This window comes from Arthrobacter sp. Dra40, from assembly GCF_059091905.1.
The window spans coordinates 35,929-50,488 of record NZ_JBNHHB010000015.1 but is presented as its reverse complement, the minus strand read 5'-3'; the positions used below and the strand labels follow the sequence as shown (position 1 = coordinate 50,488).

10 protein-coding genes, 2 tRNA genes and 1 pseudogene are annotated in these 14,560 nt (G+C 64.6%); 2 read left to right on the top strand and 11 right to left on the bottom strand.

The window, feature by feature from the left end:
• Positions 1–27 precede the first annotated feature (27 nt).
• The 4 genes and pseudogenes from AC5RWT_RS09825 to AC5RWT_RS09810 form a co-directional block, all read right to left on the bottom strand.
• Positions 28–1,893, bottom strand: a complete 1,866-nt coding sequence (locus AC5RWT_RS09825) for a glycosyltransferase family 2 protein (RefSeq protein WP_494080073.1) — start codon at positions 1,891–1,893, stop codon at positions 28–30.
• On the bottom strand, positions 1,890–2,936 hold the full coding sequence (gene galE / locus AC5RWT_RS09820; protein WP_494080072.1) for a UDP-glucose 4-epimerase GalE: 1,047 nt from the start codon (positions 2,934–2,936) through the stop codon (positions 1,890–1,892). Before galE ends, AC5RWT_RS09825 begins: the two co-directional genes overlap by 4 nt.
• A complete protein-coding gene (locus AC5RWT_RS09815; protein ID WP_494080099.1) occupies positions 2,936–3,928 on the bottom strand; it encodes a UDP-glucuronic acid decarboxylase family protein in 993 nt (330 codons plus the stop codon). Before AC5RWT_RS09815 ends, galE begins: the two co-directional genes overlap by 1 nt.
• Positions 3,929–4,114: 186 nt before the next feature.
• Positions 4,115–4,837 (bottom strand): annotated as a pseudogene (locus tag AC5RWT_RS09810) (aldo/keto reductase).
• Between the two features lie 276 nt (positions 4,838–5,113).
• On the opposite strand from AC5RWT_RS09810, the gene AC5RWT_RS09805 reads away from it, so the two are divergent.
• On the top strand, positions 5,114–5,314 hold the full coding sequence (locus AC5RWT_RS09805) for a hypothetical protein (RefSeq protein ID WP_494080071.1): 201 nt from the start codon (positions 5,114–5,116) through the stop codon (positions 5,312–5,314).
• Positions 5,315–6,171: 857 nt separating this feature from the next.
• Complete coding sequence (locus AC5RWT_RS09800; RefSeq protein WP_494080070.1) at positions 6,172–7,056, top strand: DNA/RNA non-specific endonuclease; 885 nt, start codon at positions 6,172–6,174, stop codon at positions 7,054–7,056.
• Positions 7,057–7,928: 872 nt separating this feature from the next.
• Here AC5RWT_RS09800 and AC5RWT_RS09795 read toward each other — a convergent pair.
• The 7 genes from AC5RWT_RS09795 to gyrB all read right to left on the bottom strand — a co-directional run bounded on the left by AC5RWT_RS09795 (position 7,929) and on the right by gyrB (position 14,494).
• Positions 7,929–8,444 (bottom strand): DUF2975 domain-containing protein, encoded by a 516-nt coding sequence (locus AC5RWT_RS09795; RefSeq protein ID WP_494080069.1) that lies wholly within the window; start codon positions 8,442–8,444, stop codon positions 7,929–7,931.
• A 302-nt stretch (positions 8,445–8,746) separates the two neighbouring features.
• Positions 8,747–8,819, bottom strand: a tRNA-Ala gene (locus AC5RWT_RS09790).
• Positions 8,820–8,857: 38 nt separating this feature from the next.
• Positions 8,858–8,974, bottom strand: a complete 117-nt coding sequence (locus AC5RWT_RS09785; RefSeq protein WP_353915299.1) for a DLW-39 family protein — start codon at positions 8,972–8,974, stop codon at positions 8,858–8,860.
• A 36-nt stretch (positions 8,975–9,010) separates the two neighbouring features.
• Positions 9,011–9,084: transfer RNA gene (locus tag AC5RWT_RS09780), tRNA-Ile, on the bottom strand.
• A gap of 60 nt (positions 9,085–9,144) precedes the next feature.
• Complete coding sequence (locus tag AC5RWT_RS09775; RefSeq protein WP_494043312.1) at positions 9,145–9,708, bottom strand: DUF3566 domain-containing protein; 564 nt, start codon at positions 9,706–9,708, stop codon at positions 9,145–9,147.
• A complete protein-coding gene (gene gyrA, locus AC5RWT_RS09770) occupies positions 9,705–12,392 on the bottom strand; it encodes a DNA gyrase subunit A (RefSeq protein WP_494080068.1) in 2,688 nt (895 codons plus the stop codon). The genes AC5RWT_RS09775 and gyrA overlap by 4 nt, the downstream gene beginning before the upstream one ends.
• 80 nt (positions 12,393–12,472) lie before the next feature.
• On the bottom strand, positions 12,473–14,494 hold the full coding sequence (gene gyrB / locus AC5RWT_RS09765) for a DNA topoisomerase (ATP-hydrolyzing) subunit B (RefSeq protein WP_494080098.1): 2,022 nt from the start codon (positions 14,492–14,494) through the stop codon (positions 12,473–12,475).
• Positions 14,495–14,560: the final 66 nt, after the last annotated feature.

The window sequence follows — 14,560 nt, the reverse complement described above, 5'->3', positions numbered from 1 at the left end:
GTACTGCCTTACCCGTGTACTGCCTTATCAGTAGCTGACAAGGCCCAGCAGATACTGGGGATACTGTACAGCGGCGGTAAGAACCAGGGCACAGACACAGGCAGCGAGGGTCAGCGGCGCCGCTGCCGTAGTTCGCACCGAGGTGGCCAGGGGGACGCCGGCCGCGCGTGCCGCTTCGAGTGCATGCAGCAACGGGACGGCCAGGGCCACAACGGCGTAGCCGGCGGCTCCCAGCAGGCATAGGAAAACGTACCCGTAGGCGCCGGTGGTTGCCTCACCGATCAGGGCAGCGGTGGCGAGCGTCGCGGAGATGATCGCGTACGGGAGGATCAGCCACGCCCGCAGGGGTTCCAGTTCCCCGGAGGTCTTGGGCGTCACCCGGAATACCACCGGGCGCGGCTGGGCTTTTTGCCACACGGCTGCAGCAACGCCCCAGGCGACAAACGGCCAGCGCGCCAAACCGTACAGCCAGTTCTCCCAGCTCACAACGGGCGCGTTGGCCGGACGCAGCATGCCACGGCGGCGCAGGAAAAGAATCATCCCCAGCATGCACAGGCTCAGCGCCATCCATCTGCCCAGGAACTCGAAATAGTTCACGTTGACCCACGGCGTGCCCGTGACGGCTGCCACCACCGGCAGGGCCAGTCCCGCTACGGTGACGATGGCCAGGAGAGGGTAATAGGACAGGGCGAACAGGAAGCGCACCCGCAGCCGCCAGGGGAGTCTGCGGATATGCTTCGGCGCCATGGCCATGAACAGGACCATAAGGCTGCGGGACCACTGGAACTCCTGCGTAATCATTGCGGCAAAGGTTCGCGGCCCTTCGCCGTGGGCCTCAGCGGTGTCTACGAAGGCGGATCGCCAGCCTGCCGAGGTGAGGAGCAACGACGTCGAAAAGTCCTCGGCGAGTTCGGGCCCGATCCCCCCGATGGACTGCACCGCCTGGGTGCGTACGGCGTAATGGGAGCCGATGCAGGCGGGCGCGAGCCCGTCAGAGTGGCCCAGCTGGAAGGGGCCGTGGAGGGTGGCCTCCCGGTGCAGCCGCCCCCGGGCGGACCAGGAGCTGGCAGCGTTGGAGTCGTTGACACTCGGGGCGGCAACGTAGCCGATGGCAGGATCCGCAAAGGGGCGGACCATCTCCGCCAGATACGACGGCGAGGGCACATGGTCGCAGTCCAGTTGCGCCACGACGTCGTAATCCCGGTAGCCCCAGCTGTCGTAGAAGTAGGCGAGGTTCCCCTCCTTGCACTTCGTCCGCCGCGGCCACTGCGGCTGGTGATACTCGGCGATGCCGAACCTGGTGGAGACCCGGACTCCGTGCTCCCGGCACCAATCGAAAACTTTCTGGTCGGGGTCCTCGTCGCAGAGCCAGACGTCGTAGGCATGGGGTAACTGTTGGGCCAGCATCGCCAGGAGGGTGTTCCTGGCCAGGTCCCAGGGCTCTGACGGTGCCTTGGTGACGACGAAGGCGACGCGAAGGTCCGGGACCGGAATGTCCGGGTTGACGCGGCGGAGGCGGTTAACCATCACCAGGAAGTAGCAGGGCAGGTAGGAGACGTAGAACAGCAGAACAGAGTTGAGTATCAGGCCCGCCCGCCCGAGGCGATGCTCCGGTTGGAGCCACCACACCCAGAACGCGGTGAAGACGACTGCCCAGACTGCCGTCAGCAGGGCGACGACGACGGCGTCACGGGTGGACAGTGCCGCAACGAACGTCCCGCGTGCGGTAGGAGGCAACGTGGCCCTCCGTCCCGCGAAGACCGGTCCGTCAGGAGTGGACGCAACGATGGCGGTGCTGGGATGCCGGCCGTCGCGGGCGCTGCCGGTGGGCGTGTCATCGGGGGCCTGGTACGGCGCCGGGGTTGTCGGCACCTTCAGGCTCTCGCTTTTCATGCGCCTGTCCCGGTGTCTGTAGCCGTGCCGGCGTATCCCTGTGGGTTTTGCTCCTGGAACCGCCAGGCATCCCGGCACATGTCGGCCAGGTCCCGGGTCGCCTTCCAGCCCAGTTCGATGCGTGCCAGTTCCGGCGAGGCGACAAGTTCCGGGACGTCGCCCGGCCTGCGGTCGGTCAAGCGGTAGGGGACGGAACGGCCGGTGACCGCCGCGAACGCCTGGACGAGCCCTAGCACGGAGGTTCCGACCCCGGTGCCGAGGTTGTAGCGGCGGCATCCGGGCACCCTGCCGGTTTCCAGGGCGAGCCGGTGCCCTTCAACCACGTCCAGGACGTGAATGTAGTCCCGTACGGCGGTGCCGTCCTGGGTGGGGTAGTCCGAGCCGAAGATACTCAGTTCCTGGTGCCTGCCCGCGGCGAGCTGGGCCAGGAAGGGCACGATGTTGCTGGGCACTCCGGCCGGATCCTCGCCCAGCCGGCCGCTGGGGTGGGCGCCGGCGGGGTTGAAATAGCGCAGCGCCGTCACCGACCACTCGGGGTATCGGGCGCAGAAATCCTGGAGGATGAGCTCGCCCATCCATTTGCTCCGGGCATACGGGTTCGTGGGACGGGCCGGCGATTCCTCCGTGAGCGGTCGCTCTGCGGCATCCCCGTAGATGGAGCAGGAGGAGGAAAAGATCAGGTGCTTAACGTCGGCGCCGCGCATGGCGTTGAGCAGGCTGAGCAGCCCGGAGACGTTGTTGCTGTAGTACTCCAGCGGCCGTTGGACGGATTCCCCGACCGACTTGTGGGCTGCGAAGTGAACGACGACGTCAACCGCGTACCTGGCGAAGACCTCGGCCAGGGCCGAGCCGTCATTGATGTCGAGCTGATGGAACGTGAGCTGGCCTCCGCCGAGCTCCAGGATCCTGCCGATCGCCGCGGGGGAGCTGTTGACAAGGCTATCGACCACCACGACGTCATAACCGTTGTCCAGCAGATCACGGCAGCAGTGGCTGCCGATGAAGCCGGCGCCACCGGTCATCAGGGCTGTTGGACGCGGCATCAAAGGGATACCAGCGCTGGCTTCGACGGACCTTCGAACTGGGCGCCGGCGACGCTTCCGGCGGCTGCCACGACTTCGTCAGGTAGCGAACGGAAGTACTCAACGGTCCGGCGAAGCCCGTCCTCCGTGGTCATCTCCGGCTTCCACCCCAGCCGCTGTACCGCCAGTCCGATGTCCGGGCAGCGGCGGATGGGATCGTCCACGGGCCGTCGATGGAATTCAATGCCCGACGACGAGCCGCTGACCTCCAGGACCAGCTCGGCGAGCTCCTGAACTGTCTTTTCCTCCGGATTGCCAAGGTTGACGGGCCCTGTTACATCACAGTCCAGCATCGCGATGAGGCCCCGAACGAGGTCATCGACGTAGCAGAAGCTGCGCGTCTGGGCGCCGTCACCATAAATGGTCAGCGGGTCACCGTTTAGCGCCTGGACGATGAAGCTGGAGACTACCCGGCCGTCCTTGGCCCGCATCCGGGGTCCGAAGGTGTTGAAGATCCGTACTATGCCCACGTTGACGCCGCGGCTGCGCGCATAGGCCATGGAGATGGCTTCGGCGAACCGCTTGGCCTCATCGTAAACGCTCCGCGGCCCCACCGAGCTGACATTGCCCCAATACTCTTCCGTCTGTGGATGGATGGCCGGATCGCCGTACACTTCGCTGGTTGAGGCAAGGACGAATCTGGCCGATTTGCGCTCGGCCAACATGAGCGCATTCTCAGTGCCCCCGCTGCCGGCGGCCAGGGTTTCCAACGGGAGGCGGTGATAGTCAGGCGGGGATGCGGGACTGGCCAGATGGGCCACCATGTCCAGCGGCCCGGCTATGTCAAGGCGCTCGCTGACGTTTCCGTGGACAAAGGTGAAGCCAGGGTCAGCTGCGAAGGAGGCGAGGTTGCTCATCCGACCAGTCGATAGATCGTCCACGCATATCACCGAATCGCCTCGGCGCAACAATGTTCCGCACAAGTGAGATCCCAGGAACCCCGCGCCGCCCATCACTAAAGCACGCATACACTGCCTCCGCCGCCCCCATGGTGCCCCAGAAGGGCACACTGCCAATGACTCAACCTACGGGCGGAGGCGGTAGCAGGCGCGGGTAGTGTGTACCCGTTTGTCCCTGCGCGGTACCTGCATTCGAAACAGGGCTGCGTGTCCGGGTACAGGTAGGGGACCGGCCGAAGTTCAGTTCACGTCGTCGGGGTGCTGGCCGATCCTGCCATTCCGGTCCAGCCCGGCCAGTTGCGCCATGGCCTCCGGGTCCAGATTAAAGTCCCCGACGCGCCGGTTCTCGGCCATGCGCTCCGCGGAGCTGGCCTTGGGAATCGCGGCGTGCCCAAGCTGCAGGTGCCAGCGGAGGACGATCTGCGCGGGGGTCCTTCCCGTTGACCTGGCCAGTTGCGCCACTACGGGATCTGCGAGCGCGGCGCCCCGGGCCAGGGGGCTCCACGCGATGGTCTGGATGCCATAATCTGCGTTGAACCGGCGCACGCGGTCCTGCTGGAGCCACGGATGCAGCTCAATCTGATTCACTGCCGGTACAACGTCGGTGGCCTTGAGCAATACCTCCAGATGCTCGGGATGGAAGTTCGAGACGCCGATGGCCCGCACGCGTCCTTCCTGGTATAACCGCTCGAGTGCCCGGTAGGTCTCCACGAACATATTCCGCTTCGGCTGCGGCCAGTGGATTAGGTACAGGTCGACGTAGTCGAGGCGCAGCTGTTGCAGGGAGGCATCAAAGGCCCGCAGCGCCTGGTCATAGCCGTGGTCGCCGTTTTAGACCTTGGTGGTGACGAAAATGTCCTCGCGACTGGCGAATCCCTGGGCGATGAACCGGCGCACCTCGCCGGCGCCGGATTCGTTGGCGTACAGCGCGGCCGTGTCGATGTGTCGATAGCCGATATCCACCTGTGGGCGGCGATGGCTTCGGCTGATCCCTGTGCTGGCCGGAAGTTCCCCAGCAAGGCGTACGCTTCGATGCGATTGTCCAGGGCGGGCTGGGCGGCGCTGTTCTGCTGGGTGGTTTCAGGGCGGTCGTCCATGGCTGGGGGCCTTTCGGGAGCTGTGGGTGGAGTGAAGCGTAGCCCTTGCAACCGACCCAATTACTGTGCCCACCGCTCCATCAGCCAAACCCATCTGAGGTTAGGCAACACCGCGCCGGGGTTCGACACCATAAACAAGTTCATGGCCAACGACCAAGCTTCGGCACTTACTGGCCTCCAACAGTCCAAGGCAGCACACCATGCCGTGGTGGAGAAGCCCGTTGTTCAGCGGGCGTTCGCTGCTATCCGCAACGCGGAGGGACGTACAATTTCGGAACAACGAGCCTACGATGCCGCGTTGAAGGGCCGCGAGGGCAACGACGACTCCCAATACGGCGACTAAGCGTCCAGCACGGCGGCCCTGGAGCCTCCCGGACCCTCAAGGAACGCTAGGCCGCCTGAGGACGTCACCAACAAGGCGGCGGCATGATTCCTGGAGCAGTTCAGAGCATGCCAGTCGTCGTCAGGGTCCTTTGCGGTTACGGGACTCTCTGCCACCATGAACTATGCGCGCAGAGCCGGGCGAGCCAATGTCCGCTGGTGACGAGAAACACCGGACCTCCACAAACCATTCGACGGATACGAACGGGAAACCAAGCAGCCCAACTGCGGGTCGCCTTGGACGAGGCCCGGGCACGACAGACGCCCGAAGCGGTGGTACGACTGGCCCAGCTGACACCGCCGCCGCTGCAGTCACCCTTCGATACTCTGAGATCGCCGGATGGGAAGCTCCGGACGGATCCGGCATCACGGAGAGAAATGGCCCGCTATTTGCGCCGTACAATTCGGGCCGCGCAATTGCGGGTCGCCCTGGACGAACAGCGGGGCCGGCCGACTCCCGAAGCCGTGAAGCAACTGGCCCAGAGAAAGCTTCCGACATTGATGCAGGGCACGGCAAGGCGCCTGACGTGGACGGACGGTTTCGGCGCCGATCAGTTGACCTCAGAACATGACCGGGGGCCGGTGACGGCCGCCCTATTCGGGGCTGAAGTCACAACGGACCGTGTGGCAGGCTCAGCATGTGATTTGTGGCGTGATCGCCGCGCCGGGTCACCGAGGCAGGCAGTGGGGTAGAGGCTCCTGTGCTGAAGCGGCGTGATCACATTCAGCCAGTCCGCACGTGGTGGGTTGGGGCGGGGCCCGAACCAACCAGCGCTATCGGCGCTGCGCAGGGTCTCGATGTAGTTCTGGAGCCGTTCCGTGCGTGCCCGGGCGGGAATACCACGCCCGCTGCGCGCCGGCCGTGCAGGCTTCGATGAGAACTTCCTGGGCCAGCCCGTGCCGATGCCCACCCTGCCCGGTGTGGAGACGGTCCTGTTGCCCTACACGCACTTCTCGGTTCTGCTGCGCCCGGATAAGCGACTGGCCGCCGTTACAGGACTGGGTATGGACGGCAGCAAGCTCATGGACCTGGACCGGGCCGGGATCCCCTGGCGGCTGGATCCCCGGCTGGCCCCCGACCTGCAGACGGGCGAGCGGGTCTACGCCCGGAACGACATCGACCGCGGCCACCTGGTCCGCCGGGCCTCGGCGGTCTGGGGCGACACGGCCGCCGAGGCGAAGCTGGCCAACGAAGACACCTTTCACTACACCAACGCCGCTCCCCAGGCGGCCAAGTTCAACCAGGGCATCGAACTGTGGCTGGGCCTGGAGTCTTACCTGCAGGAGCATGCCGCCGAATACCGGGACAGGATCGTCGTTTTCACCGGGCCGATTTTCAGCGCCCAAGATCCCGTGTATCGGGTCGTGGAGATCCCGTTGCGCTTCTTCAAGGTCGCCGTGTTAATCCACCAGGGAGAGTTGGCGGCCGTCGGATACGTGGTGGACCAGACGCCTGAGCTGAGCGAACTGCCCGACGTCCCGCGGCCGGAGGCCATCGACGACGTCCCGCCGCTGGGCCCGTTCCGGATGTTCCAAGCACCCATCAGGGACATCGCCGAGCTGACCGGCCTGGACCTGGACCAGTTGGTCGCCGTGGACCGGATGCCGATCGCCTCGACCCTCGGCACTGCCGGCGTCGGGTCCACGTGGCGGCAACTGAATGCCGTCGAAGACCTCGACCTGGACTTCGACCTGGAGGACTAGACCGGCTCGGGTTGGTTTGCACTAAAGCGGCTACGACCAGGGTCGGCATCGAGACGATTGACGGCATCGGCGGAGGGCCTTCAAAACGACCGGACACGAAGGGGAGCTGATGACGCAAGACCCACAACATAATGTCAGTTATGTTGTGGGCGGTGAAGTCAGGTGGCCCGGCGGACGACCAGACGGCCCGGTCAAACTTCAGAACACGTTTCGAGTTAGTGATGGCGGATGAGCACACCAACAAGACCCCGGACGACGTTTCAGTCATCTGAACTGAGCCGCGCTTCCGCTGAAGTCTTTGCGGCTGCGGCCGACCACCCTGTCCGGATTACCCGCCGTGACGGTGAGTCCTTGGTGCTGATGTCCCAGAGCGCAGATCAGGCGCAAGCATCACTGTTGCAACTGGCGGCCCAACTTGTCGCTGTCACTTGCATCCACAGTGAAGGCGGTGTTGGAATCGGTCACGCTGCGGCGTGCCCTCCAAGGTGGGTTGTAGCAGCTCATAGGATGGCCGGAAGATAGGGCGATGAGGGGGCGTGGAAACGTGGGCCGGTTATCGAATGCAGCGATATACGGGGTTGGCTCGATGATGGTTATCGTCGGCCTGACTAGTGCCTTTTTCTCCTGGCTCGGTTTCGGTGGGATTGATGAGGCCAATGACGACATCCGGCCCTCTGCGCTCCGGATTGGAGTCACTCTCGGTTTTATGGGACCAGCCGCCCTGGGGGCCGCCCTGGTGTTGTTCGTTATCGCGCGGGGCATTTGGGCAACGTTCAGGCGAAGCAAGGGGTAAGGGCGGGAGGGGACGGAAGCCTGGTCAGGTGAACGACACCTACCCGGCGTCCCAGCAGCCGGCGCAGGAATGGGAGGGCTTAGGCTCGTCCTTCTCTGTGCGGTGGGGTGAACGGGTACTGGCCCCGGTGAGCTACAGGGCCGTCGACATCATCTCCCAGCACGAAATCCACGGCCTTTTTTCTGAGAACGAACGCGACGAGTACAAGGGCGAGAGAGGCCAGAATCCCGAATAGCATCGCAGGCCCGCCGACAGCTGCGAAGGATCCGGCGTGTACACAGACGCCCGCGAAGATCACTGCCATGAAACTTAGGGAAACTGCCAGGACATTAGCCCATCGCTTTGCTCGACCGGGCGAGGCTCCGCTGGCCGCCGCGGCCGAAAGTAGTTGCCACGCTGCCAGCAAAGCCACCTCAAATCCGCCGATTGCAACCACGATTGCAGTGAGGTACGGGGCCGCCAGATACGCAACCTCGGGGTAGGCCTCGGCGTACTCAGCCGCGGTGCTCGGAACAATCATGACTTTGGTGAGCAATGCCCCCAGGGCAAATGCTCCGAGGAGAACACGGAGAGGTGCGACTCGCTGGCTGATCATGTCGGAATCATAGTTTTACCTGCATTGCCTGTCAGCGGACCTCCGTGGGCGCACCGGGCGCACCTAGTCGAGAGGGCTGTCAGCTCCCCGCATGTTTCCGCGGGGGCCTTAGGCGCACTAGGCGCACCAGACCAAACACGTATCACTACCATTTCTCTGCCGAATATCTACCGATTGCAGTGGCTTGGAGGGCCGACTCTTGGTAAGAACAGTAGGCACTTCGCTGTCGAAAACGGCGCTGACCTGCGGTGATACAAAAAGGAAGGCCCGAACCTTTGCGGTTCAGGCCTTCCTTTTTCCGGTGGAGGCAAGGGGACTCGAACCCCTAACCCCCTGCTTGCAAAGCAGGTGCGCTACCAATTGCGCCATGCCCCCGGAAGGGTTCGGCCGGTACCTGTCCGGCCGAGACGGAGTCAGTCGACCTTGTCGGTCGCCTTACTCCATGCGGATTTCTCCGCTTCGGATTCCTGCCACTTCTTGTAAGCGAACACGCCCGCAGCCGCGGCTGCCAACAGCAGCAACTTCTTCACGGTGTCCTCCCAAAATCGGTGGGATTGGTAAATCCGTGGGCGTACCAGGACTTGAACCTGGGACCTCTTCGTTATCAGCGAAGCGCTCTAACCGCCTGAGCTATACGCCCCCTGCCCTTGCGGGCCGAGATACGACTTTACAGCACGCCGGGCCGGAACTTCAAATCGGCTCAGTCGTCCGTCAGCGTGACCCCGATGCCACCCACCAGGGTGGCCGAGATGTTGTAGAGCACCGCGGACAACATGGCCAGCGCGGTCAGCAGAACCACGTTGACGACGGCGATGATGGTGGCGAATGAAGCCACCTGTCCCAATGACGCATAGGAGCGCAGGTCGAACCCGCCGCCCTCGGTGCCGGCGATTTCCGTCAGGAGCCCGTTGACGCGGTCGAAGATGCCGGTGATGTCCAGCGTCGTCCAGAGCACGATGGAAGCCACCACGGTGACGATGCCCAGCGCAACGGAGAGCAGGAAAGCCATCTTCAACACCGACCACGGGTCTACCTTGCTGACCAGCAGGCGGGCACGGCGGACCTTGGCCTTCGGCGCCGGCCGGACCAGCCCGGCGCTGCCGGTCTGACCCGCGGGGCGCTGCCCGCCGTTAGCCGGACGCTGCCCGCCGCTGGCCGGCCGCTGGGCGGGGCGGGCGGGCGTGCCGCCGCGAGTGGTACCAGCCCGAGGCGCGTTGGCCGGCTGCGGGCGGGTGCCCGGCCGTGGCGTTTTAGGTGTACTCACTCGTTACCTCCGTTTTCCGGCGCCGGCGATTCGGCTGCGGACTGCGTCATGTCTGCGTCCAACGGTACTTCATCGTTGGCCTGCGGCGCAGTTTCGGCGTCGGTTTCGGCGTCGATCGCGGTGCCGGTTTCGGGAGCTTCGGGAGCGTCCGGATTCTCGATGTCTTCCTCGTCGCCGCCCAGGCCCCGCTCGGAGTTCCGTGCCACGGCGATGATGCGGTCCTTCTTGTCCGGCTTGGCGAAAATGACGCCCATGGTGTCGCGGCCGCGGGCGGGAACGCCGGCGACGGAGGAGCGGACCACCTTGCCGCTTTCCATCACCACCAGCACCTCGTCTTCTTCCTGGACAATCAGCGCGCCGACCAGATGCCCGCGTTCCTCTTGGTACTTGCCCACCTTGATGCCCAGGCCACCGCGGCCCTGGACCCGGTATTCGTCGGCCAGGGTCCGCTTGGCGTAGCCGCCCTCGGTGACAATGAAGACGTAGGAGTCGTCGCGCACCACGCCTGCCACCAACAGTTCGTCGTCCTCGCGGAACTTCATGCCGGTCACGCCCGAGGTGGCCCGGCCCATAGGCCGCAGCGCCTCGTCCGTGGCCGTGAAGCGCAGCGACTGGCCCCGGCGGGAAACCAACATCATGTCGTCGGTTTCGGCCACGAGCCGCGCCGAGACGAGCTCGTCGCCTTCGCGCAGGTTGATCGCGATGACTCCGGCGGACCGGTTGGTGTCGTAGTCTTCCAGCCGGGTCTTCTTGATCAGGCCGCGTTTGGTGGCCAGCACCAGGTAGGGCGCCTGCTGGTAATCCTTCAGGTCCATCACCTGGGCAATGTGCTCATCCGGCTGGAACGCCAGCAGGTTCGCTACGTGCTGCCCCTTGGCGTCGCGTCCTGCCTCGGCCAGTTCGTAGGTCTTGGCCCGGTAGACCCGGCCCAGGTTGGTGAAGAACAGCAGCCAGTGGTGCGTCGTCGTGACAAAGAAGTGCTCGACGACGTCGTCCCCACGCAGCTGGGCGCCGCGGATCCCCTTGCCGCCGCGCTGCTGGGACCGGTAGTTGTCGCTGCGGGTGCGCTTCACGTAACCGCCGCGGGTAATGGTCACCACCATTTCCTCTTCGGGAATGAGGTCTTCCATGCTCATGTCCCCGCCGTAGCCCATCATGATCTGGGTCCGCCGGTCGTCGCCGAACTTCTCCGTAATCTGCGCCAGTTCCTCGCTGACAATGCTGCGCTGGAGCACTTCGGAGGCCAGGATGCGGTTGAACTCTTCGATCATGCGCTCCAGTTCCGCGTGGCGGTCCTGGATCTTCTGCCGTTCCAGCGCAGCCAGCCTGCGCAGCTGCATGTCCAGAATGGCCCGGGCCTGATCCTCGTCGATGTCCAGCAGCTGCATCAGGCCGTCGCGGGCTTCTTCGGTGGTGGACGAGGCGCGGATCAACGCGATGACTTCGTCCAGGGCATCCAATGCCTTGAGCAGGCCGCGCAGGATGTGCGCTTCTTGTTCCGCCTTGTTCAGCCGGAAGCGCGTGCGGCGGACAATGACTTCCAACTGGTGGGTGACCCAATGCCGGATGAAGGCGTCGAGGGTCAAGGTGCGCGGCACGCCGTCGACAATTGCCAGCATGTTGGCCGCGAAGTTTTCCTGCAGCGAGGTGTGCTTGTAGAGGTTGTTCAGCACCACCTTGGCCACGGCGTCGCGCTTGAGCACAATGACCAGGCGCTGGCCGGTACGGCCCGACGTCTCGTCGCGCAGGTCCGCGATGCCGGCGACCTTGCCGTCCTTGGCCAGTTCGGCGATTTTCATCGCCAGATTGTCCGGGTTCGCCTGGTAGGGAAGTTCGGTGACGACCAGGCAGGTGCGGCCCTGGATTTCCTCTACATTGACCACCGCCCGCATGGTGATCGAGCCGCGGCCGGTGCGGTAGGCGTCTTCGATGCCCTTGTGGCCCAGGATCTGCGCACCGGTGGGGAAGTCAGGTCCCTTGATCCGCTGGATCAGGGCCTCGAGGAGTTCCTCGCGGTTGGCGGTCGGATTATCCAGGTACCACTGGACGCCCTCGGCCACTTCGCGCAGGTTGTGCGGCGGTATGTTGGTGGCCATGCCGACGGCGATGCCCGAGGATCCGTTGACCAGCAGGTTCGGGAAGCGGGCCGGCAGGACGGTTGGTTCCTGGTTCTTGCCGTCATAGTTGTCCTGGAAATCGACGGTGTCTTCGTCGATGTCGCGGACCATTTCCAGCGCCAGCGGCGCCATCTTGGTTTCGGTGTACCGCGGGGCGGCAGCGCCGTCGTTGCCGGGCGAGCCGAAGTTGCCCTGTCCCAACGCCAGCGGGTAACGCATGGTCCAGTCCTGGATCAGCCGGACCAGGGCATCGTAGATGGCCATGTCGCCGTGCGGGTGGTACTGGCCCATGACCTCGCCCACCACGCGCGCGCATTTGTTGAAGGATCGCTCCGGCCGGTAGCCGCCGTCGAACATCGCGTAGATGACGCGCCGGTGCACCGGCTTGAGACCATCACGGACGTCCGGCAGCGCGCGGCCCACGATAACCGCCATGGCATAGTCCAAGTAGGACCGCTGCATTTCGGTCTGCAGGTCCACCTGCTCCACCCGGTCGGTGAGGATTTCGCCCTCGATCGGCTCTTCGCCGATGCCTTCAGGCAGGTCCGGCGTCTCTTCGTCGCTCATCGTTTCAGTTCCTTTACGTCAAAGCCTGGTCGCGGTCCGCTGCCCATGGGCTCGCCATTGGCGGGTCCATAGGGGACGCGCTAGATATCGAGGAAGCGGACGTCCTTGGCATTCTGCTGGATGAAGGAGCGCCGGGATTCGACGTCCTCTCCCATCAGCACCGAGAAGGTCTGGTCCGCTGCGGCAGCGTCCTCCATGGTCACCTGCAGCAGCGTGCGGTGGTCCGGGTCCATGGTGGTGTCCCACAGTTCCGTGTAGTCCATCTCGCCCAGGCCCTTGTACCGCTGGATGCCGTTTTCCTTGGGCAGCCGCTGGTTGTTCGCCAGGCCGCGGCGGACGGTTTCGTCCCGCTCGCGGTCACTGAACACATAGTCGTGCGAGTGGTTCGACCACTTGATCCGGTACAGCGGCGGCTGCGCGAGGTACACGTAGCCGTTCTCGATCAATGGCCGCATGTACCGGAACAACAGGGTCAGCAGCAGCGTGGTGATGTGCTGGCCGTCCACGTCGGCGTCGGCCATCAAGATAATTTTGTGGTACCGGGCCTTCTCGACGTCGAAGTCCTCGCCGATGCCGGCGCCGAAGGCGGTGATCATGGACTGGACTTCGGCGTTGCCCAGTGCTCGGTCCAGCCTGGCCCGCTCCACGTTCAGGATCTTGCCGCGCAGGGGCAGGATGGCCTGGGTTTCCGGGTTCCGGCCGCGGACGGCAGATCCACCGGCCGAGTCACCCTCCACGATGTAGATTTCCGACTTGGATGGATCGCGGGACGAGCAGTCCTTGAGCTTGCCCGGCATGCCGCCGGATTCCAGCAGTCCCTTGCGCCGGGTGGATTCGCGTGCCTTCCGCGCGGCCAGCCGGGCCTGCGAAGCCTGGATGGACTTGCGGATCACATCGCGGGCCGGGCCCGGATTGCGTTCCAGCCAGTCGCCGAGTCCGTCCGTGACAACACGCTGCACAAACCCCTTGGCCTCGGAGTTGCCCAGTTTGGTCTTGGTCTGGCCCTCGAACTGGGGCTCGCCCAGCTTCATGGAGACGACGGCAGTCAGGCCCTCGCGGATGTCATCGCCGGTGAGGTTGTCTTCCTTCTCCTTGATCAGGTTCTTTTCCCGCGCGTAGCGGTTGATCAGGGACGTCATCGCGGCACGGAAGCCCTCTTCGTGGGTGCCGCCTTCATGCGTGTTGATGGTGTTCGCGTAGGTGTGGACGCTCTCCGAGTAGGAGGTGGTCCACTGCATCGCGATTTCCACCGAGAGCTTCCGCTCCGTGTCCTCGGTCTCGAAGGCGATGACCTCGGGGTGGATGACTTCCACCTTCTTGGAGGAGTTCAGGTGGGTGACGTAGTCCAACAGCCCGTGGTCGTACTTGTAGACGACCTGGCGGTGTTCGGCCGTGGTCTCGACCTCGGAACCGGCGGAGTCCAGGTCCACGTCTTCGCTGTCCGGGGCGTGGGTTTCCGGACGCCGCTCATCGGTCAGGATGATCTTCAGGCCCTTGTTCAGGAAGGCCATCTGCTGGAACCGGGCGCGCAGCGTCTCAAAGTCGTACTCGGTGGATTCGAAGATTTCCGGATCGGCCCAGAAAGTCTGTGACGTACCGGTCTCGGTGGTCTCCTCGCCGCGGCGAAGGTCGCCCACCGGCATGCCGCCGTTGGCGAACGACTGTTGCCAGACGTAGCCCTGGCGGCGGATCTCGGTTTCCACCCGGGCGGACAAGGCGTTGACCACGGAGATGCCGACGCCGTGCAGGCCGCCGGAGACCGCGTACCCGCCGCCGCCGAATTTGCCGCCGGCGTGCAGGATGGTCATGACCACCTGGACCGTCGGCTTGCCTTCGGTCGGGTGCATGTCAACGGGGATGCCGCGGCCGTTGTCCACCACCCGGACGCCGCCGTCGGCCAGCAGCGTGACATCGATTGTGTCGCAGTAACCCGCAAGCGCTTCATCAACGGAGTTGTCCACGACTTCGTAGACCAAATGGTGCAGACCACGCGGACCGGTGGAACCGATGTACATGCCCGGCCGCTTGCGGACGGCTTCCAGGCCTTCGAGGACAGTGATGTCGCTGGCGTCGTAATGCTTGCCGTCGTTGCCCTCTGCCATTGCGGGTTCTGCGCCGGTGTTTTCCAGCTCGTTGTCCTCTGCCACAGTTGCCGTTGACTCCTTGTG